Here is a 20,695-nt window from a genome sequence, read left to right as displayed (position 1 = left end):
GGGAGCGGCTTTTTCTGACTCCTTGCCTATAAGTAGCATTACGGCCCGTATCCGTAGTCCTACTTATGCGCATGGAGTCACTTTTATAAAAAAAGGAGAGCTGACCAATGCCGAAACCACAACCGCCCGTACAGAAAAACGAAACGATCACGCTGACATTCGAAGATTTGACCCACGAAGGAAACGGCGTAGGGAAAGTGGATGGCTACCCGCTATTCGTCCCGTACGGCCTCCCCGGCGAAAAAGCCCAGGTGAAAGTCATCAAAGTGAAGAAGAACTTCGGCTTCGGCAAACTCATTGAAGTGGAAGAGGAAAGCGACGACCGTGTAACGCCACCGTGTGACGTCTACTACCAGTGCGGCGGGTGCCAGCTTCAGCATATGAGCTACAGCCGTCAACTTTCGATGAAGAAGGGCCAGGTCGAAAACGTCATGAAGAAAATCGGACACCTGGAACACGTTCCTGTCCATGACCCGATCGGTATGAACGACCCATGGAGATACCGGAACAAAATCCAGATCCCTGTCGGCGAAAAAGAAAACGGGGAGCTCAAGACAGGCTTCTACCAGAAACGCACCCACAACATCATCGACATGGACACGTGCCTCATCCAGGACGAACCGAATGACCGCATGGTGGAAGCGGTGCGCCGCATTGCTACGGAGCTCGGCATCGATGCCTACCATGAAGAGTCCCACCGTGGAGTGCTGCGCCACATCATGGTCCGGACCGGCCAGCAAACAGGAGACATCATGGTCGTACTCGTAACACGTACGAAAAAGCTTCCGCATCAGGACAAACTGATCGAACGGATCACGGAAGCCTACCCGAACGTGAAATCTATCGTCCACAACGTGAACAAGGACAAGACGAACGTCATCCTCGGAAAAGAAACGAACGTCATCTACGGCGACCAGTACATTTACGATACCATCGGCGACATCAAATTCATGATCTCCGCCAAATCGTTCTACCAGGTCAACCCGACCCAGACGAAGGCGCTGTATGACAAAGCGCTGGAATACGCGGATCTGCGCGGAGGAGAAACGGTCATCGATGCGTATTGTGGCATCGGAACCATCTCGCTATTTTTGGCGGAAGCGGCGAAGAAAGTGTACGGCGTGGAAATTGTACCGGATGCAGTAAAAGACGCGAAGAAGAACGCTCGCCTAAATAACATCGACAACGCAGAGTTTTATGTAGGACAAGCGGAAGAAATCATGCCATGGTGGCGCAAGCAAGGGCTTCGCCCGGACGTAATTGTCGTGGATCCACCGAGAAAAGGCTGTGACGAAGCGTTACTTACGTCGATGCTTGAGATGGAACCGGAGCGGATCGTGTATGTTTCCTGTAATCCATCCACCCTCGCCCGTGATCTTCGGATTCTTGAAGATGGAGGATATGAGACACAGGAAGTTCAGCCGGTGGATCAGTTTCCACAGACTAACCATGTAGAGTGTGTTACGTGGTTGGATAAGAAAGAAAGGTAAGTCTTATGTGTATTTAAAAGAGCAGGCATTTGAGTGACAAAGAAGTAGTCCCCTCGGAAGTTAGCATTTTTCGCTCTAACTTCCGAGGGGACTACCTCTTTGTATGAACTGTAACCCCAAAAATGGACAGTTTAATAGAAAGTGCTAAGCTGCTATGAGATGACCTCGGTATTGGGCCGGGGTCATCTTTTTTAAGGACCACTGGTATCGATTGTTATTGTAATACTCCATATAGGCTTCAATTGCTTGTTCGACGTCAGCTAGGGAGGCACAAGCTTTGAAGTCGATACCATCTTTCATATGGCCGAAGAAAGATTCCATCGGTGCGTTATCCCAACAGTTACCACGTCTGGACATCGATTGATCCAAGCCAAGTTCCCTCACTTTCTTCTGAAATTCAGGGTGGGTATAGTGCACACCCTGATCCGAGTGAATTAAACAGTCCGGGTGAGAAATGAAATCTTCTCGTGCCATCAGCTTATCAAGCGTGGTGTATACAAGGTCCATCTGTAAAGATGTTGAAAGGTAATAAGCCAGAATCTCACGGGTCGCTCCATCTTTGATGGCTGAGAGATAAGCTTTCTGCCCCTTCGCATAATAGATGTATGTGATATCCGTCAAGAGGACTCGTTGTGGTTCCTGGTGATCGAAGTGACGCTCCAGTTTGTTCTCGCACGTTTGATGTTCCTTCGTCGCTTGAGCCATTTGTTTATAAGGGTTGATTCTGCGAATCTTACACACCAGGTTATATTTCTTCATAATACGTCGGATGCGTTTGTGGTTCATCACGATGTGTTCGGTGTTCTCTATGATCATCTTAATTTGAAGAGCTCCGACTTTTCCCTGGTGTTTATCGAATACTTTCTTGATGGTTTCATAGTCTGCCTCATCTTTTCGTTCTCTCTTTTGACGGGCATCCTCTGCATTCAACCAGTTATAATACCCCGACCGACTTACCTTAGCGATGGCACAGAAATACTGGATTAAATGTGGGAATCCATGCGTTCGCACCACGTGTTCAATGATCTGAAATCTCTCTGATGTCGTTATTTCTTCTTCTTCGCCTGCCTTTCGCGTTCGTCGAGCTTTTTTACGAAGTCCAATTCTGCCTCCAAATACGCAATCCGTGCTTCTGCCTTTTTCAATTGATCTTCGGAAGATAGATCTTTTGAGGAAGGTCGTCTTGTGGAACCTTTTCCCCGTCTCTCCGTATAAAACCCGTCTTCTCCATATTTTTTGAATGTCTCCCGCCAACGCCTCACGCACTGTTTAGGTTTTTTCGAACCGATTAGAGCCATATCAAATCCATGATCCACAAAAATGTGGTACGGGCTTTTTCCTTCTTCATTTTCTTTCACAGCCTGTACTTTGAATTCCGGCGCATACGTAATGGAACGATCAGAAACTTTGATGACGTTCGGGTTGGTTTCCAATTCTTTTCTTTGTGCTTCCGTAAACATTATTTTGGACATGGTTATAACCTCGCTCTTCGTAGTTATCTTAATTATAAAGGTTATCCGAGGTCATAAAACACAAAAAACCCCGAATAATGGACACTATTTTATTCGTGTCCATTATTCGGGGTATAGTTCATTGTAAGAAAAGTGTGGTTTTATTTGATGACTTTTATTAGAGATTTTTTTATGGCATATGCTTATATTGATGAAAGTTAATATGGATCTTCAACACAAAACTAGACAAGTTTGTTAAGGTGTTTCCGGCGATAAGCGACCGGGATAAGGTGGTCTAATGCCCCGTAAATGAGGATATTATCGTACCAGCGGACATAATCGAATAAGGCGAGCTCCAACTCCTGAAGCGTCTCGAATGTTTAGCCATAGATGAATTCCGTATTCAGGACCTTATAAGTAGCTTCCGCAACGGCATTATCATAAGGGCATTCTTTTTCACTCAGGGAACGGTCAATATTAAAGGTTTCAAGCAGTTCTTCGATGGCTGGTTTTTAAACTCGTTGCCTCTCTCGGTATAAAAGTGTTGAATGTCCTTCAAGTCGCCCTGGATGGAAGCGAACGCTTTCTGGACAAGGGCTGCATCTTTTTTAGCACCGGCACCGTGTAACCGATGATTTCCCGGTTATACAAATCGAGGATGGCACAGATATAGATCCATTTGGTGCCTGCGCGAACATACGTCAGGTCACTGACGACAACCCTGCGAGCCTGATCCTGGTCAAAGTGAAGATTCAACGTGTTTCCCTGATCTGACTCGTTGCATGTGCTTTTCATCGGCTTGAACTGAACCATCGTATACTTGGACACCAGCCCCTGCTCTTTCATGATGCGGCCGATCCGGCGACGAGACACCTTACGTCCTTCTATTTGAATCTCATGCTTGATTTTCCGGGTTCCAAAGTTCTTTCTACTTCGGTGAAAGATATCTAAATTCTTGGCTGTCAGCCTATCTTCTACGGACGTATCTTTTATTTTCGATTCATAATAATACGAACTCTTCTGAAGTTGCAGGATGGCACACATTGCTGATACCGAGTAGTTGTGACGGTTTCCCGGCTTACATCTACTTTCGTCCCATGATCAGCGCCGCTTGCTTTAAAATATCGTTCTTCATGTTGAGCCGTTGATTCTCTTTAAGCTTGATCAATTCCTTCTCTTCCGGCGAACGATTATCTTCTTCCTTGAACGAACCGGAATCATGATATTGGCTCACCCAAAGGTCGAAAGAAGAAGACGTCAACTCATACTCTCGGATAATTTCCTGTCTTGGCTTTTTACCTTCGTAAAGCTGGACAATCTCTTTTTTGAATTCAGGGGTAAAGCTACGATGATTTCGTTTGGTCATGGTTTGGCACTCTTCGACGTTCGATTTTCGTAAAGTGTAAAGGGACCTTAACGAAATTTTCCAATCAAGTGTAGCCTATCTAATGCTTTATCCTATTAGTACTTTCAAATCTAAAAATTGTATATATTTATGTAGAAAGTAGTCGGTTTTGTTACTATAATTAAATATATGTACTTAAGTAGTATGGATTAGAAAGAAATCGCTCTAGTAGAATTTATCCAATATGCATAAATTTTGAAAAATGAAGGGAGCTGTCATTTAAAGGAGTGAATTATCGTAATTCAGGCGCTAAGTGTAAACTAAGTTAACAAAGGTGTGTCTTATGTCAAATTCTAATGTAAATTATGTTGATATTATCGAAAGCTTAAGAGTCTGGTTACTTAAACAAGAGGGTTTTGGGAAGAGAATTATAGATATTGTAGATAAAGAAGTAGAAGAAAATGTATTGCAACAAACAAATAATAAAAACAAACATCATACACAAATTTCATTTGAATTTAACCTTTCTATTGATGAAAAACAAACTCAATTAGATGCTTTGAAATTGTACATTCAGGTATTAAAAGACTTTTTAGTTTATTTACCTGAGTGTTGGGATTATACAAAGAAAAACCTAATGGATATTGATAACGAAAATATAAAACCAAAAATCCTTTTACCCCCTTCCAATATTGAAGGGGATGAAACGGCGGCTCAGTTGAGACTGGAGTTTAAAAAAGCTGATACTGGAGATTTATTTCCAAAAGACTTAGTCGAAATCAAAGAAATAATTAATGAAATTGAAAAACAATTAGATAATATAGAGTTGAAGGGAGAGTAATAATTTATGAGTAAGTCAGAGCTTAAGAAATCCGTGGATAAACTAATAAATACAACTATGAAGACTAAAATAGATTATAGAAGAAACGTAGAAGATTCAGTTTATGAAGCTTTTATTTTCTCTCTAATCTTAAAGGCTTTTTCCCGCATAGGAGGAAAAGTATATTTAAGATCTATTAATAATACAAACGGTAAATCTCCTACCACGTTTTTATTTAGAGGTAGTCCTGGAAATATTCATTCGAGGACATACGACTTCGGCCATGCAGAGGTACATTACAACGAGAAATCTTACGAAGTTCATTTAGGTGTTTTCCATGATGGTACCTCAAATGTAAGGCACGAAGTTGATGTATCTATCATAGAACATTCGCATTGCAAGAATTGTAGAGTTAATCTTATTAATCCTAAAGCCCAATATACAAAATCAATATTCGAATGTAAGTATTATTCAACACACTTAGGTACAGCACTAATAAGAACATTTGTTGGATTGAAAGATGACATGGGTTCTTTACATATATCAAGGTTTCTTGCTAACAAAGAAGCTGAAAATATAAGTAAGTATTGTTCAGGTAAGGATAATCGACCCAGATTCAATGGTGGTTTGCTTCCTAAGAGTCAAGAAGAAGAGTTGTTTGTACATGCACTTATGGACGATTTAAAAAAATGGTTGGGTTAATTGTTAATAAAACCATCATCATAAGACTTCTAAGTATAGTGAAAAGCAAGTTAGTCGTGATTTAGGACCTCCAAGTGATCATTTAGACAAATGGGTAGGAACAATGACTCGTATGTCAAAGATTACTCTTATTAGGGCAAAAATATATTTATGATTACCATTAATAAAAGGAAGTATTCATGATATGTTTGATTTAAATAACAGAGAAATTGCAATTATTGTATGGACAGTCATTACGATTATTTTTTTATACTTTTATTTGAAGAGGGAAGGTAATGAAAAAGTACTAAAAAATGTAGTGAGTGCTTTTTTAAATTTGCTTAAGACACCGCTTGCAATAATCATCTTGATCTTTTTAGTAGCTATATCTGCTTTGCTTTGGTATCTAGAAGTTATAGGTAGTAATCTAATTAAAGATTACATAAAGATGATACTGTTTGGTTTTATGCCCATGGTTAATACGGTAGTAAATAATTACCGTGAAATAAATATAACTAATATGGCCACGGGATTGATTAAATTCAGCATAATACCAATGTTTATCATTAATGAGTATACATTTAATTTGTATATCGAACTAATTCTAGTACCGGTTTTATCCTTCTTGGGTGTACTATTAGCAGTTGCTGGTACAAAACAGAAATACTTTCAAGTTGAAAAACTAGTTAGTTGGATGGTGTCGCTAATAGGTATTTATATAGCTTTCCATGCATTTACAATTTTCTTTTACAACATTAACGACATAAAACAGGTGATTTTTTGGAAAAAAATGTTTTTGGAACTGCTTTTGCTTGCACATATTCCAGTACTATTGTTTATTAAATATGCTATATATTACAACAATGTTCTTGTTTGGATAAAAATGAAGTCTAACCTAGCAAGTAATTCTTTTAAGAAATCAATTGTGTTAATGATTATTTTTAAAAATTGCTTTCTAAATACAGAGAAACTGGAAATAGCTTTATCTATACTTAAGCAAAAACGTGCCACGTCGTTTCGAGATTTAAATGAAGTACTTTCACAGAAATTAAAGGGAAAAGATTTAGCTGGCTGAAAGTTTATCCTTTAGCAGTCTATCCCATTAATATAGGAGATGTAACGTAAATCTTTATATAGAAACTATTACAACTTACCTGTCAAAGAGAATAAAAATCTTGGACCTTACAAAACATTAATTTAAATTCGAAAATTTTTCCCCAGTGAAAAAGCAGGTGAGAAGCCCTGCTTTAATATAATTCAGTTCCTCAAAATAATATAAACAAGATAAACGACATACAACACCACAAGAAACAAACCTTCTTTTTTCCCAACCGTATGATTCGTTCTTGAAAAGACAAACAACAGCAAACTCAGTGCAATCATGATCAGTACATCAGTGAAAATCTTTCCGTTTACAGATAAAGGCGTGATGACAGCTGAAGCACCAAGAACGAATAAAATATTGAAGATATTACTCCCCACAATGTTCCCGAGCGCGATGCCGCTTTCTTTTTTCAATGCAGCGGAGATGGAGGTTACGAGTTCAGGGAGGGAAGTGCCGATTGCGATGATGGTCAGTCCAACTAATGTTTCACTCATGCCAAGACTATAGGCGATCTCTTTTCCGTTATCTACTACCAGGTCTCCGCCGAAAATGATGGCTGCTAAGCCGGCTAATGTCAGAGCGATGTTCTTGCCTCGCTTAATAGAGGAAGTGCTGAGTTCATGGGCGGTTTCTTTCCGGCTTTTCAAACCGATTTCAATCACATAATACATAAAAATGGACAAAAACAATAAGAAGATGATGCCGTCGCTGCGGGTTAGTAGGTTATCATTTACTCCCTGTAATGCCATATCACTGATCAGTACGAGCAGAGCTACGCTTGCCAGCAGGGTGAAGGGGATTTCTTTTTTGATGGTTTCACTCTCTACCACCAGTGGATAGAGGAAGGCTGCGGCGCCTACCACTAGCGTGACGTTGAAAACATTACTTCCTACCACGTTCCCGAGGGATACGGCCGCGTTGTCCTGCAAGGCGGCGATGATGCTGACGGTTGCTTCCGGCGAACTTGTCCCGAATGCGACGATCGTCAGTCCTATCAGAATAGGGGGGACGCGTAGTAGCCTGGCGATATTTGAAGCTCCATCGACGAATAGATCGGCTCCTTTGATCAATAAAGCGAAGCCGACGAGCAATAAGACGTATGACATAAGTGATCCTCAAACTCCTTTGTAATTTTAACTGGGTTATCTATGCTGTTATATACCCGTTTTGGGGGAAATAAGAACCAATGAGAAAAATTTTTATCGGACTGTAGAAAGGTGGGAGTCTGCGTGAGTGAAAGTGAAGACAAGCAAGAGAGGCAGGATACGATTGCAGGATTAGCAGCTTTGATCGTTGTTCTTGTTTTTGCATTCAACGACATTCCTTACGCTGGGGCCGCTGTGGTGATTATTTTGTTCCTGAACTTCCTGTGGAGTTATCTGAGAAGGCATGAGAGACAGGACGGCTCTCACAAGGCTGCGGGGAAGACGTTTGTTGCGGGAAGTTGTATTATACTCGTGATTGTTGCAGTCAGTTTCCTGTTGGATCCTACTGTGTGGTAGGGAAAAAGAGGGTTTCTCCAGGGTTTGTCGAATAATAATAACGTACCCCACCAAAAATCCCCCCCCACTTATCTTCCTCATGAAGGGAATGGAGAAATGGAAACGAGAAGAGCGAATGAAATCGTCACATTACTGAGCGATGGTGTTGATCCGCATACAGGAGAAGTGTTCTCCGCAGATAGCCCCTACCAGCATCCAGACACGGTAAGAGCATTATTTTTGGCGGTGAAAGGGTTGGAACGGATGGAGAAGTATGAGCAGCGGAAGGAAGCCCTGCCTGAGAATGCAGGGAAGGCGTGGAAGAAGAAAGAAGACGGGCTGCTCGCTGAAGGGTTTGATCAAGGACGATCCATCCATGAATTGTGCGAAGCGCATGGTAGAACGAAAGCATCAATCAAAGCGAGACTTGTGAAGCTCGGAAAAATCGAAGAATGAAAGGTAGAAAAGTCATCTCACTAAAAAGGGATGGCTTTTCTTACTGTGGATTAATCTCTCACAGGTATTGTCTCGGCGTACCAAAGTAGAGAATACGGTTGAATTCCGGGTATACCGAATCGAACTGAATAAAGATAGGAGCGTCCAGGAGGTAAGGATGTTCAGCGAAAAAAGCCCTATCCCCATAAATGATTCCCTTAAGTGCCGTATCCATTTCTCTTTGAAAGATGTTAAAGCGGACCATCGAGGATGCTTTGGTCATGTTGCTGCCATCCACGTGTACGTTTCCTGCCAGAACGTAGCGATTCTGGTTATCTTTGTTCCACTCTGCAATCACTTCGTCCCGCATAACGGGATCGATGGCCGCTATATCAAATTCCGTGCCTACAGTCAGGAACAGTTCCCCTGTAATGTCCGAGTGGGTAAGGGTATATTTTCTATTCTCAATAGGCTGGGATTCCGTTACGGAAGGCACGAGGGTCACCGATAATTTTTGCGGATCGAACGTCATATCCTTCACCTCTTCCTGAAGCTTCGAAACCTGTATTATTGTAAGTTATGACCTTTCTCTGATTTTGTTCATCATCTAAAAAAAGACTTCCCAATACCAGTGGAAAGTCTTTTTCATCAATAATAAGGGGAGATCATCAAGTACACGATGACTCCGGTTAAACTCACATACAGCCAAAGCGGCATAGTCCAGCGGGCGATTTTCCTGTGTTTCTCCACTTTCATGGTGATTCCGCGGGCGAATGTTAACAGGGCAAGCGGAACTATTACGGCTGCGAGTACAATGTGAGTGATCAGGATGAAGTAGTAGATCATCTGCAGGATACCTTCTCCGCCGTAGGATGTGGAGGATGCCATAGAATGATAGGTTAAGTATGAGATGAGAAATAAGAATGTTGTTGTGAAGGCAGCAAAGATGAAGCGTTTGTGCCAGGTGATGTTTTTTCTCAAGATCATATAGAGCGCTGCTAAGAGGAATACGAACGTAAACGAGTTCAGTACGGCGTTCAGCAACGGTAAGATTGTTACATCGAATTCGGCCTGTGTTCCAAATTCAGGGGTGAATAAAAGGATAGCGATGATAGCATTGATAGCAATCGATAAGCCGATCACCCATGGTACATAGTTGAATTCTTTTTTGGTAGTCACATTAATCCTCCATCTCTCTGAAACGGTTCTATTTCAGTATAGTAGAAGAGGAAGGGCAGTGCACTAAGATGTCGTGACAGAACTGGGAATCTTGTAAATGGAATTCGTTTTCCATTACTATGATAATAGAAAAATTTTATTAGATTAAAGCACTGACAAGCACTCCGATGCCATTGACCCCACCATGAACAATCATAGCGGGTACAATCGACCCTGTCCTCTCATACATCCAACTATAGATCAGACCATTCACAAAAGTGAGCGGCAGCACACTGTAAGTCGGAATATGAACAATCATAAAAATCGTCGAACTCACTATCATCGCTATGCCCACCCCATACCTACGGAACCATCGGTATAGGAACCCTCTATAGAAAATTTCTTCATACACAGGAGAGACCACAGCAGCAGATATCAGTCCGATTAGCAGCGAAGAGGTGCTCATATTGTTGTTGAGACTCTCGGTTTTTTCATTATCAGCGCCGACCCCGATGATTTCCAATATGACGACGAGCAGGATGCTTGCGGTAATGGAGACGAAAATCCAACCGATTGTCTGCAGGTAATAGGGTTTAGTGGGGGAACGGAGGCCGAGACCCTGGAATGTATAACCATGGGGTTTCAGTGCGATCAGATAGACTCCTGTGGTGAATACGATGGCCAGGAGGGCACCGGTTGCGGTACCGCTGTAGAGTTTGTTTTGGAATAGATCTTGAAGCAGGCTTTGGGCATAGGTTTCGATCAGGATAGGGCAGAGCACTAATGTCAGAATGAGTAAGTAAATCAATTCTTTCAAGGACCATTTCTGTAACGTTTCCATATCATCACCTCGATACTTAGTGTAGAAGGTGACGTGGCGTAACCTGCAAGGATTAATTTGAAAAAAGGTGGGATGGCATGTATTGGACGACAGGGGAAGTAGCAGAAAAGCTGGGTATCTCGGTTCGGACGATTCGGTATTATGACCAGATTGAGTTGCTTACGCCTGAGAAGAAGAGTTCTTCTGGAAAAAGGTTGTATTCTGAGGATGACGTTGAGAAGTTGACGCGTATTACCTGGTTGAAATCCCTGGCGCTGCCGCTATCGAAAATCGCGGATATCATCGATCAAATGACAGTGGATCACCTCTTGACGTTGCACTATCGTATGCTGAAGGAAGAGCAGCAGAAGATGACTCAATCCATGGAGCAGACGCAACGATTGCTGCAGCTTCATAAGCTTCATGGGAAGATTGACTGGAAGGAGATCAATGCTCTGATCCAATCCTTTGAAGACAGGGATCATGAAGATGTATGGCAGGAATTTTTCTCAGGAGATGAAGGGGAACGGCTTGCAGCGGGCGTTCCAAAAATGGAAGAAGAGCAGACGATGATATGGGGGAACGTGATTAAACGGATTGAACTATGCATCGCAAAAGGGATTCAGCCGTCCGATCAGGAGGCGCAGTTGATCGCTTCGGATGTCCAGCTGTTGTCGAAGCAGATGTTCGGGGGAGACGAAGAGCTTGCGGCGAAGTTCTGGGAGGTTCGTAAATCGGAAGAGAGTTCGGAACAGGCGGGTTTGTATCCTGTGTCCCAAGAAGTGTTACAGTTTTTAGAGGAAGCGTTTAAGGTGAGTGGCGAGCCTACATAGAAAACGTAAAAAACCCTCCCGCTTAAAAGGCAGGAGGGTTCTGTATTACTTATTTATTTTCAAGGTCGAAACGGTCAGCGTTCATAACCTTCACCCATGCATCGACGAAGTCGCGCACGAATTTCTCGTGGTTATCCGCTTGAGCATAAACTTCTCCGTAGGAACGTAGAACCGAGTTGGAACCGAATACGAGATCAACGCGCGTCGCATCGTATACGTGTTCGCCTGTCTTACGATCCAGTCCCTGGTATTCGTTGAAGTTGACCGGTTCCCACTTGATGTTCATATCAAGAAGGTTGACGAAGAAGTCGTTCGTCAGGGTACCGACGCGGTCTGTGAATACGCCGTGGTTCGTGTCTTCGTAGTTCGCTCCGAGGGCACGCATACCACCGACGAGTACCGTCATCTCTGGCGCTGTAAGGCCGAGAAGCTGGGACTTGTCCACGAGAAGTTCTTCCGGGCTCAGCGTGTAAGCTTTCTTCTCGTAGTTACGGAAGCCGTCTGCCATCGGTTCCAGAACGTCGAAGCTGTTTTCGTCCGTCTGTTCCTGAGATGCATCGCCGCGTCCTGGTGCGAATGGAACTTTCACATCGACACCAGCGTCTTGCGCTGCTTTCTCCACAGCTGCGCTACCACCGAGAACGATCAGGTCAGCAAGGCTTACGTCTTTGCTTAGATCCTTACGAAGGTCTTCGTAGACAGCCAATACTTTCTGAAGTTTCTCCGGCTCGTTCACTTCCCAGTCTTTCTGAGGAGAGAGGCGGATGTGAGCGCCGTTCGCGCCACCACGCATGTCAGAACCGCGGTACGTGCTTGCTGCTGCCCATGCCGTTTTCACGAGTTCGCTCGTTGTCAGTTCTGTATCGAGGATCTTCGCTTTCACGTCTTCGATATCTGCATCCGTCAGGTCATAGTTGCCATACGGTACAGGATCCTGCCAGATCAAGTCTTCGTCCGGTACTTCCGGTCCGAGGTATCTTGTCTTAGGACCCATGTCACGGTGAAGCAGCTTGAACCATGCACGGGAGAAAGCGTCATGAAATTCCTGAAGATTCTCGTGATAGTAACGGGAGATCTTCGCATACGAAGGATCTTCACGCAGCGCCATGTCCGCTGTCGTCATCATCGTTTCCACTTTGATACTGGAATCTTCCGCATCCGGTGCGAGATCTTCTTCTCTCGGGTTCACTGGTCTCCATTGGTACGCACCTGCGCGGCTTTCTGTAAGTTCCCAGTCATAGCCGAGTAGCAGGTCGTAGTAGCCGTTGTCCCACTGAGTAGGAGTAGCTGTCCAGGCACCATCGACACCACTGGAGATCGTGTCGCGGCCTTTTCCGCTTCCGTGTGTACTCTTCCAGCCTAGCCCCTGGTCTTCGATGTCCGCAGCTTCCGGTGCTTCGCCGACGTGAGCTTCTGCATCTCCGGCTCCGTGTCCTTTACCGAAAGTGTGACCACCGGCAACGAGCGCTACAGTTTCTTCGTCGTTCATTCCCATGCGGGCGAATGTTTCACGGATGTCCTGCGCACTTGCAAGAGGATCCGGCTTACCATTCGGGCCTTCAGGGTTTACATAGATAAGTCCCATCTGCACAGCCGCAAGCGGGTTCTCTAGCTCGCGGTCTCCGGAATAGCGGTTGTCTTCGAGCCATTCTTTCTCGTTACCCCAATAGACGTCTTCTTCCGGATGCCAGATGTCTTCACGACCACCGGCGAAACCGAATGTCTTCACGCCCATGGATTCAAGCGCTACGTTTCCTGTAAGTACAAGCAGATCCGCCCAGGAAATCTTGTTTCCGTACTTCTGTTTGATCGGCCAAAGCAGGCGACGTGCTTTATCGAGGTTGACGTTATCCGGCCAGCTGTTCAGTGGAGCGAAACGCTGGTTACCCGTTGCGCCGCCACCACGGCCATCTCCTGTACGGTACGTACCTGCTGCGTGCCAGGACATACGGATGAACATCGGTCCATAATGGCCGTAATCGGCAGGCCACCATTCCTGGCTATCTGTCATCAGTTCATGTAAGTCTTGTTTGAGTGCATCATAGTCGAGTTTCTGGAACTCTTCGCGGTAATCGAAGTCTTCCCCCATCGGATTCGGCTTCTTATCATGCTGGTGAAGAATGTCCAGGTTCAGCTGGTTCGGCCACCAGTCTTTGTTCTTCGTTCCGACTTTGGTCGTCGTAACGGCGTTACCTTCTGAAGTCTTGCCGGTTACTGGGCATTGACCGCCAGCAGCCTGGGTTTCATTGATTTCATTCTTGTCCATATGTTTTTCCCCCTTAGGTAGGATTAAGAAATTATAACAACTCTTAGATTATAATTATAATAAATAAAAATAGAAAAGGAAAGCGATAACTATATCTTTTTTCTGAGATGGAAGGGTTAGAATATTCTGACGAGGATGATTAAAAAATAATAACTTGCGAGGTTTTCCATCTTCCATTCTAACAAACCTTGGACAAATAAGATAATTTCAGCCCCGGAAATTTTTACACGCTACGGATAGACGGGATATGTATACGTCTGTCATCCATGGTATGATGGTAAAAAGACGGACGATAACGGTGTGTCAGAGAGATGAAATTCTTTCTGATGCACTTTTTTCACGATGGATAAATAAACGTAGGCGGAAGAGGTCAAGGCGCTTCCGCTTTTCAACATAAAGGAGAACGCGTATGTCTGAACAGTTTTTTCAAGCAATGAAGGAGCAGACCGGAGTCGAACTGAATGAGGAACAGAAGCAGGCGGTCCTGCATACGAGTGGTCCTCTGCTTCTGCTAGCTTCCCCGGGAGCCGGCAAGACGACGACCCTTACGATGAAAATCGCCTACCTGATGTTCGAGAAACAGATCAGCCCCGATGAGATCATGGCGGTGACGTTCAGTAAGGCGTCAGCCCAGGATATGTCGAAGCGTTTCGCCGAATTCTTTTCAGGATGGGGCGACGAGAATATCCATTTCTCCACCATCCACAGCTTCGCCTTCAAAGTGGTGCGGGAGTTCATGGGGAGGGAGAGTCTTCCTTATCAGCTTATCGAAGGAGGCGGTCACAAGCAGGACCCTCAGACGGGCATGCCGCTGCATAAGACGTTCATTTTGAAAAAAGTCTTCGAAGATATCAATAAAGCACAGCCCACGGAAGAAGAGATGGACGAGCTGACGACGTTCATCAGTTTTGCGAAGAACCGCTTATTAGAGGGGAATGAGCTGACGAAACAGAACTGTCAGGTGCCGAATGCTCCTGAAGTGTACCGGGCTTATGAATCGTTCAAACAAACCTACGTAGAAGCCCTGTTGCTCGACTTTGACGATATGCTAACCTTCGCCCACGAGATTCTCCGGGAGAATGAAGATATTCTGAACAAGTACCAACAGCAATACAAATATATCCTGACCGATGAAAGCCAGGATAACTCAATCGTGCAGCACGAAATCATGGAGATGCTCTCGGCTCCTGACCATAACCTGTGTCTGGTGGCAGATGATGATCAGTCGATCTTCCGCTGGCGCGGGTCGGATGTGGAGAAGCTGCTGGAGTTTGAACAGACGTACGCGAATGCGACGGTCCTTACGATGACGGAGAATTACCGATCGTCGAAAGAAATCGTGGAAGCTGCGAATCGCTTCATCAAACGGAATAACGATCGTTATGAAAAAGAGATGACGACAGGGAACGATGCGCATGCTCCGGTTGAAATCCACACGTTCTCTAATGATGAGAAGCAACTCGATTACGTCGTGGATCAAATTAAGAAGAAAGCTCCCGGCGAAGAGGTTGCTGTGCTGTACCGGAACAATTCCTCGGTCATCCCTCTGGTCGATCAGCTCGACCGCGGAGGTGTCGACTTCTATATGAAGGATATGGAGGCGAAATTTTTCAGGCATTGGATCGTCGAAGATATGCTGAACTTCCTGCGTTTTTCCTATAAAGATTCGCGGATCGATATCCTCGAGAAGATCCATATGAAGTTCAACGCCTATATTTCCAAGAAACAGATGACGATGCTGAAAGCCCGGCACACGGGAGAGTCGTTGTTCGATCAGTTGTTGGAGCTCGATATCAAAGATTACCAGAAGAAGACGATCCCGAAAGCGAAGAAGACGTTCCAGGAGATCAATCAGATGCCTCCGGCGCAAGCGATACGGACGATCCGGGATACGCTCGGGTATGACAGGGTTCTTAGAAAAATGGTGGATAACTTCGGATTCCGCTCCGATCAGCTATTCGGAACGCTCGATGTATTGGAGAGGATTGCAGAGGGGTGTGATTCACTGCGAGGGTTCGCTGGGCGCCTGAAGGAACTGGAGGAGCTTGTGAAGAGTTCGAGGTCGAATGAAAGCACGCTTACGCTGACGACGTTCCACAGCGCCAAAGGACTGGAATTCGACTCCGTCTACATGATCGATCTGATCAACGGTGTAGTGCCTTCCAGGGAAGACATCGAAGACTACCAGAACGGCAAGGGCGAAACGATGGAAGAAGCGGTGCGCCTGTTTTATGTAGGGATGACGAGAGCAAGGTCCCGTCTGGAGCTATTGACGTACCATTATCTCGGGAATGAACGCGTGACGGAATCAATGTTCGTCACGAATGTCCGGAATATTACCGGAGCGGTGAAAAAAGTGAAGCACCGAAAAGGGAAGACGTACAGCCCGACGCCGGAGATCAAAGACATGGAACCCGGCACCCGCGTCGTCCATGATACCTTCGGACGCGGCGTGATCAAGGAGTATGGGGGAGACTTGATTCACATCCGTTTCGAGAAGGCGGGAGAGAAGCAGCTGCTTTTGGATACGTGTATCGAAAACGGGCTGCTGCAAAAAGAAGATGGAGCGTAGTGCTCCTTATTTGGCTTCACGAACGTATTCCGTTTGTGGAGCTTTTTTCTCCTGGAAGAAAGGGATGCGGTGACCGAGTTTGAATACGAGAATTCCTCCTACGAGCATAGAAAGTCCGACAGCTTTGTTCCAAGTGAAAGGGACCGCCTCGAAGTGGAACAGGCCAAAGGTGTCGACGACAGAAGCTAGGGCGAGCTGAGAGACCATCGTGATCGAGACGGTGTAAGCCGGGCCGAGAATAGCCATTCCACGCATCAGGCAGTAGACGAGCGATACGCCGAAGACGCCGCTGATAAGATAGATTTTATTCAGGTCGCCGAATGCGAATAGTGGTGTGTTTTCAACCGAGAAGAATACGATTAGTGAAGCGATGAGTCCGAGACCGAGGACGACCGTCGTCGTTCCCCACGAGCCTATTTTCATGCTCATGCGTGTATTGAAAATGTTCTGGGTGCTGATCAGGACCCCTGCGATGATAGAAAAGAAAATGCCGATCATGGGTGGTTCCTCCTTATTCGTAGATGTTGCCTTCCGCTTTCTCGCGGAGCAGGTCGATATCTTTGATTTTTATCGTGCCGCGCTGTTTGTCGAGGATGCCTTCGTTCTGGAATTCCCGGAGCACGCGGTTCAAATGGCGATAGCTCGTGCCGATGACTTCCGCCGTTTCTTTCAGCGTCTTGGTGCGCATCTCTTCATGGAACATCGATCCCTTCCCGTCATCGGTGAGACTGAGAAGGTAGCTGGCAAGACGTACATCGACGTCATAAAGCATGTTGAGCGTCGAAGCATGGGCCTCCGTATAGAATTTATGGGTGATGACGTCGAGCAGGAAGTGGAGAAACGAGCGGTTCTCTTGTTCTTCCTGTTTCAGCTGCTGAAAAGGGATCGCGAGAAAGTACCCGTCCGTCACAGCTTCTACGGTATGGAAGACTTCCGTCCCTTTGACATACTCCACGTCGCCGATGACCGCAAGCGGATTTTTGAAGCGGAGGATGAGTCCTTTTCCTTCGGCGGAGCTTGTATGGATTTTGATTTTCCCTTCGACGAGAAAGTAGAGGTGATCCAATTCATCTCCTTTTTCCCATAGCACTTGGCCCTGATCCATTTTCAGCAGGGTCATCGTTTCTATCGATGCAGGAGAAAACGTATCGTTCAGAAAGCGGGACAAATACGTCTGGAATCGTTCAGGATCTCTTACGGTTTTCATAATGGTCCTCCGTTCTTACATTTTGAATAAAACGACGCCCGCGATCATGAGCGTAACGCCGACGAGCTGGTAGCCTTTGATCGGCCGTTTCTTCTCTTCGAACCATCCTTTGATTTCTACGATGAACGCTCCGAGCAATTGAGCGGTGAGAAGAATAGCGATAGCGGAAGCGGGTCCCAGTTCATTGAAAGCGACCAGTTCCGAGAAGATGACGATCACTCCGAACGTTCCACCTGTAAGGTACAGGGGGCGAATGGAAGTAATCTGTCTCATATCTCCATCTCTTGTAATGAGGTAAATCACGAGGGCGATCGTGAAGCCGAGGAGATGGACGATGACGGTCGTATGCCAGCCACTGAGCACCTGGTTCATACTGGAGTTGAAGATACCCTGCAGCGTGATGCAGAAGCCTGCGATTATAGCGAATAATATTCCTTTCATAACGGCGTTCATCCTTATCTTATACCATTGAATAATAAATGCCGAGAAGAGAAAAGGACATATGTCCTTAAATAGGAAAATGGGTAGAAATTTTTCCTTGTCAAAGGGAGGATCGACCATTATAATATTACTTGTCGGAAATTTTAATTACGGGGCATTAGCTCAGTTGGGAGAGCGCATGGCTGGCAGCCATGAGGTCGCCGGTTCGAGCCCGGCATGCTCCACTACTTCAACCCTCTTGCATAGCAAGAGGGTTTTTTATGGTTTATTGTGACCGACTTATCCTTTTCAAACAGTACAAGCTTACTTCAACGCTAAAATTCTTCTCAGGAATTAGCAGGAAATCTTTCCCTTTTGTCGAATCTCTTTACAAAAGGAGGCTTATAGATTGAGAAGAGTCCGTTTCCACAAGAAGAATGAAGTGAGTGAAGAGCCGATAGATACTGTAGAGAGGAAAATCGATCTCGATACAGAGTCGGATAATCACGAGGAAATCAAAACGATGCTATGTGAAAAATTGAATATCAACGAAGAAGAAGTGGAAATCATCAGCTTCATCTGATAGAGGTACAGAGCAGTCACCAAGGGGGCTGCTCTTCTTTTGAAGAATCTGGTCGACGAGGTTTCACCGAATTTAAACTTGGCAAACAGAAGGTCAGTTGTTTTCTTTCAAGACAAAAAAGACCACCGATGTTCGGCAGCCTTTGGGTCAATCATTCAAAAGTCATTTCGTGTTCTACTTCCTCGCTTATCGTTTCATAGGAGTCCGCATTCATGACATTGCCGAAAATAATACGCAGGTTGCTGATATCAGGATTCTCAAGGATCACCCCGTCCAGGTAATCTCTTTTTACTTTTCCGAGAAAATCAGATTCCATGTCCGAATCATCGACTAACATATCATTCATTTGGACACTGACTTGTTCTTTCTGGTCGGTCACGATATCTTTTAGACCGTTCCACATAATGTCTTTATCTTCGGTGTTTTCCACGCTGTATACGAGCTGCAGGTACTGGTATTCGTCTCCAATTTCCTGCTGGGCGTACATGCTTGTCTCTTCTTTGAAGCCATCAGACATATCGGATATTTTCAATACTTTGGCACTATCGATGGTGATTTCCAGAGGTCCCTGAGTGAGTGTGGTCGTTTCATCATTTATTTTCATGAGTTCTACGGTGTAATTCGTTTCTTCGATTGATTCGCCAACCTCTGTTAACGTGCCGTCCTCTTCGCTGGGTGACTCTTCTTCCATATCTTGCTCACTTTCTTCATCCTCCGCAGGTTCCGTCTCTTCCGAAGTGGTTTCTTCGTTTTGTTCGGTCTCCTCCGCCTGATTATCCTCTGTACCGTCTCCGGATGTTTCGGATTCCTCTCCATTTCCACCACACGCCGATAAAATGATTGCGAATGAAGCGATCAAAATCATTACGTACTTCTTCATGTCCGTTCCTCCTCGTTCATTTATTTTTTGTAAATATTAGGTCGATTACAACATAATTCTACACCAAAAGTCGCATCGATTGAATATATTTCCTGCATCATATAAAAAGATATTCATCTTTTTAAAAACTAATCATTTGCTCCCTTATGTCACCTTAACTTGCTTCAGGAAGGAAATCTTCTCCTTTTGTAGAAAATGGTAAGTAGCCATACACAAGGAGGACACGCATATGACCCAAAGCCCGGTAAAAAGCAAAGTGAACACTGTCTTCATTCCTGTGAATGATTTGGAACAATCCGCGCAGTGGTATCAGAACATACTGGGAATCAAAGGAGAAACCCATAATGAACACCTGTTTATTGCCGATATGGAAGGGGAGGCTGGAGTGATTCTTGATTCCATGCCCCTCTGGCGGGATGACCAGGGGAATCTTCCTGTTCTGGAAGCTCCGGTCATCCAGTTCGGTACCGATGATATCGAGGCGTCTTATGCCTTTATGAAGGAAAATGAGGTGGAGCTGGTGACAGAAATCCAGCATGGTCATTTTTTTGTGATCAAGGACTTAAATGGGAATAAGTTGATGATCTGTGCGTGAATAAGGAGGAGAAGGACTGTCCTGGGTGGCCCGGTCTTTTTTTAGTAATATCGATTTTTGTAGAAGGAATTAATGGTAACGTGTAGAAATGTAGTAGAAAAGGAGGCAGTAATACATGTACGTAGATTCCGGTTACGGGTTCAAGTGGAATTATCCTGAGAGGCCGTCGACGATCGCTTTTGCCTGTATCGATTCTTATGGGGAACGTCATATACATATGTGCTATGAGGAAGAGGGGGTGTCCCACTACAGAATCGTGAAACAGTCCGAGATTCTGAGACTGGATGATCCGACGCGTTCTTTTCTCATGAATCGGATCGTTGCGATTGAGGAAGGGATTTTCGATATGTCTTCGGAACGGAAAGAGAGTTTCTATTATGTGAGAGAGCCTGCTCTCGTGTAAGGGTTTTTACTGGATACCATGGATAGGGTAGAAGTTTCTGATGTGTCGGGGACTTCTATCTTTTTTTGGGGAAAATTGTCGAAGAATCTTCAGGGGAACGGTTACAAATGACATAGGATAGTAGTAAAATAGTATCAGATCAGAAAGGTG

At 44.8% G+C, this 20,695-nt stretch carries 21 protein-coding genes, 1 tRNA gene and 1 pseudogene; 12 read left to right on the top strand and 11 right to left on the bottom strand.

Annotated features, from left to right (window positions below; translation table 11 throughout):
• Positions 1–107: 107 nt before the first annotated feature.
• Positions 108–1,490 (top strand): 23S rRNA (uracil(1939)-C(5))-methyltransferase RlmD, encoded by a 1,383-nt coding sequence (gene rlmD / locus BLQ44_RS10815; RefSeq protein ID WP_093193913.1) that lies wholly within the window; start codon positions 108–110, stop codon positions 1,488–1,490.
• 144 nt (positions 1,491–1,634) lie between these two features.
• Here rlmD and BLQ44_RS10810 read toward each other — a convergent pair.
• Positions 1,635–2,962, bottom strand: a protein-coding gene (locus tag BLQ44_RS10810; protein WP_093193912.1) for an IS3 family transposase whose coding sequence is annotated in 2 segments (ribosomal slippage) — positions 1,635–2,590 and positions 2,590–2,962 — 1,329 coding nt in all. Because the reading frame shifts where the segments join, the coding sequence is not laid out codon by codon here.
• A gap of 221 nt (positions 2,963–3,183) precedes the next feature.
• A pseudogene (locus BLQ44_RS10805) lies at positions 3,184–4,307 on the bottom strand (IS3 family transposase).
• 322 nt (positions 4,308–4,629) lie between these two features.
• Between BLQ44_RS10805 and BLQ44_RS10800 the strand changes: the two are divergent.
• The 3 genes from BLQ44_RS10800 (at position 4,630) to BLQ44_RS10790 (ending at position 6,862) form a co-directional block, all read left to right on the top strand.
• Positions 4,630–5,127 (top strand): hypothetical protein, encoded by a 498-nt coding sequence (locus tag BLQ44_RS10800; RefSeq protein ID WP_093193911.1) that lies wholly within the window; start codon positions 4,630–4,632, stop codon positions 5,125–5,127.
• 6 nt (positions 5,128–5,133) lie between these two features.
• The gene (locus BLQ44_RS10795; RefSeq protein ID WP_093193910.1) at positions 5,134–5,808 is read left to right on the top strand and encodes a hypothetical protein; all 675 of its coding nucleotides are present in this window, start codon (positions 5,134–5,136) and stop codon (positions 5,806–5,808) included.
• Between the two features lie 184 nt (positions 5,809–5,992).
• Positions 5,993–6,862 carry a hypothetical protein gene (locus BLQ44_RS10790; protein ID WP_093193909.1) on the top strand — a complete coding sequence of 290 codons (870 nt, stop codon included), beginning with the start codon at positions 5,993–5,995 and terminating at the stop codon, positions 6,860–6,862.
• A 182-nt stretch (positions 6,863–7,044) separates the two neighbouring features.
• On the opposite strand, the gene BLQ44_RS10785 is transcribed toward BLQ44_RS10790, so the two are convergent.
• Positions 7,045–7,998, bottom strand: coding sequence for a calcium/sodium antiporter (locus tag BLQ44_RS10785; protein ID WP_093193908.1), 954 nt, complete (start codon positions 7,996–7,998; stop codon positions 7,045–7,047).
• Positions 7,999–8,121: 123 nt separating this feature from the next.
• Between BLQ44_RS10785 and BLQ44_RS10780 the strand changes: the two genes are divergently transcribed.
• Positions 8,122–8,394 (top strand): hypothetical protein, encoded by a 273-nt coding sequence (locus tag BLQ44_RS10780; RefSeq protein WP_093193907.1) that lies wholly within the window; start codon positions 8,122–8,124, stop codon positions 8,392–8,394.
• A 96-nt stretch (positions 8,395–8,490) separates the two neighbouring features.
• Complete coding sequence (locus BLQ44_RS10775) at positions 8,491–8,829, top strand: hypothetical protein (protein ID WP_093193906.1); 339 nt, start codon at positions 8,491–8,493, stop codon at positions 8,827–8,829.
• A 58-nt stretch (positions 8,830–8,887) separates the two neighbouring features.
• On the opposite strand, the gene BLQ44_RS10770 is transcribed toward BLQ44_RS10775, so the two are convergent.
• The 3 genes from BLQ44_RS10770 to BLQ44_RS10760 all read right to left on the bottom strand — a co-directional run bounded on the left by BLQ44_RS10770 (position 8,888) and on the right by BLQ44_RS10760 (position 10,807).
• Complete coding sequence (locus BLQ44_RS10770; RefSeq protein ID WP_093193905.1) at positions 8,888–9,340, bottom strand: staygreen family protein; 453 nt, start codon at positions 9,338–9,340, stop codon at positions 8,888–8,890.
• A gap of 116 nt (positions 9,341–9,456) precedes the next feature.
• Entirely contained in the window at positions 9,457–9,987 is a 531-nt protein-coding gene (locus tag BLQ44_RS10765; protein ID WP_093193904.1) for a DUF420 domain-containing protein, read from the bottom strand.
• 139 nt (positions 9,988–10,126) lie between these two features.
• Complete coding sequence (locus tag BLQ44_RS10760; RefSeq protein ID WP_093193903.1) at positions 10,127–10,807, bottom strand: CPBP family intramembrane glutamic endopeptidase; 681 nt, start codon at positions 10,805–10,807, stop codon at positions 10,127–10,129.
• A 77-nt stretch (positions 10,808–10,884) separates the two neighbouring features.
• Here BLQ44_RS10760 and BLQ44_RS10755 point away from each other — a divergent pair, with 77 nt between their 5' ends.
• Positions 10,885–11,619 (top strand): MerR family transcriptional regulator, encoded by a 735-nt coding sequence (locus BLQ44_RS10755; protein ID WP_093193902.1) that lies wholly within the window; start codon positions 10,885–10,887, stop codon positions 11,617–11,619.
• A 49-nt stretch (positions 11,620–11,668) separates the two neighbouring features.
• On the opposite strand, the gene katG is transcribed toward BLQ44_RS10755, so the two are convergent.
• The gene (katG, locus tag BLQ44_RS10750; protein ID WP_093193901.1) at positions 11,669–13,885 is read right to left on the bottom strand and encodes a catalase/peroxidase HPI; all 2,217 of its coding nucleotides are present in this window, start codon (positions 13,883–13,885) and stop codon (positions 11,669–11,671) included.
• Between the two features lie 409 nt (positions 13,886–14,294).
• Between katG and BLQ44_RS10745 the strand changes: the two genes are divergently transcribed.
• Entirely contained in the window at positions 14,295–16,457 is a 2,163-nt protein-coding gene (locus BLQ44_RS10745) for an ATP-dependent helicase (protein WP_093193900.1), read from the top strand.
• Positions 16,458–16,463: 6 nt separating this feature from the next.
• Here the strand turns inward: BLQ44_RS10745 and BLQ44_RS10740 are convergent, their stop codons facing one another.
• The 3 genes from BLQ44_RS10740 to BLQ44_RS10730 are packed head-to-tail and all read right to left on the bottom strand — an operon-like array spanning position 16,464 to position 18,105.
• On the bottom strand, positions 16,464–16,955 hold the full coding sequence (locus tag BLQ44_RS10740) for a DMT family transporter (protein WP_093193899.1): 492 nt from the start codon (positions 16,953–16,955) through the stop codon (positions 16,464–16,466).
• A gap of 13 nt (positions 16,956–16,968) precedes the next feature.
• The gene (locus BLQ44_RS10735) at positions 16,969–17,664 is read right to left on the bottom strand and encodes a Crp/Fnr family transcriptional regulator (protein ID WP_093193898.1); all 696 of its coding nucleotides are present in this window, start codon (positions 17,662–17,664) and stop codon (positions 16,969–16,971) included.
• Positions 17,665–17,679: 15 nt separating this feature from the next.
• Positions 17,680–18,105, bottom strand: coding sequence for a DMT family transporter (locus tag BLQ44_RS10730; RefSeq protein WP_093193897.1), 426 nt, complete (start codon positions 18,103–18,105; stop codon positions 17,680–17,682).
• Positions 18,106–18,256: 151 nt separating this feature from the next.
• Between BLQ44_RS10730 and BLQ44_RS10725 the strand changes: the two genes are divergently transcribed.
• Positions 18,257–18,329, top strand: a tRNA-Ala gene (locus tag BLQ44_RS10725).
• A gap of 164 nt (positions 18,330–18,493) precedes the next feature.
• Positions 18,494–18,667 carry a hypothetical protein gene (locus BLQ44_RS16575; protein ID WP_176757505.1) on the top strand — a complete coding sequence of 58 codons (174 nt, stop codon included), beginning with the start codon at positions 18,494–18,496 and terminating at the stop codon, positions 18,665–18,667.
• A gap of 151 nt (positions 18,668–18,818) precedes the next feature.
• Here BLQ44_RS16575 and BLQ44_RS10720 read toward each other — a convergent pair whose 3' ends face one another.
• Entirely contained in the window at positions 18,819–19,547 is a 729-nt protein-coding gene (locus BLQ44_RS10720) for a hypothetical protein (protein ID WP_093193896.1), read from the bottom strand.
• A 229-nt stretch (positions 19,548–19,776) separates the two neighbouring features.
• On the opposite strand from BLQ44_RS10720, the gene BLQ44_RS10715 reads away from it, so the two are divergent.
• The gene (locus BLQ44_RS10715; RefSeq protein WP_093193895.1) at positions 19,777–20,142 is read left to right on the top strand and encodes a VOC family protein; all 366 of its coding nucleotides are present in this window, start codon (positions 19,777–19,779) and stop codon (positions 20,140–20,142) included.
• A gap of 115 nt (positions 20,143–20,257) precedes the next feature.
• A complete protein-coding gene (locus BLQ44_RS10710; RefSeq protein WP_093193894.1) occupies positions 20,258–20,545 on the top strand; it encodes a hypothetical protein in 288 nt (95 codons plus the stop codon).
• Positions 20,546–20,695: the final 150 nt, after the last annotated feature.

The organism is Salimicrobium halophilum, from assembly GCF_900100295.1.
GTDB classification, from domain to species: domain Bacteria; phylum Bacillota; class Bacilli; order Bacillales; family Halobacillaceae; genus Salimicrobium; species Salimicrobium halophilum.
This window is presented reverse-complemented; position numbering and strand designations above follow the sequence as displayed.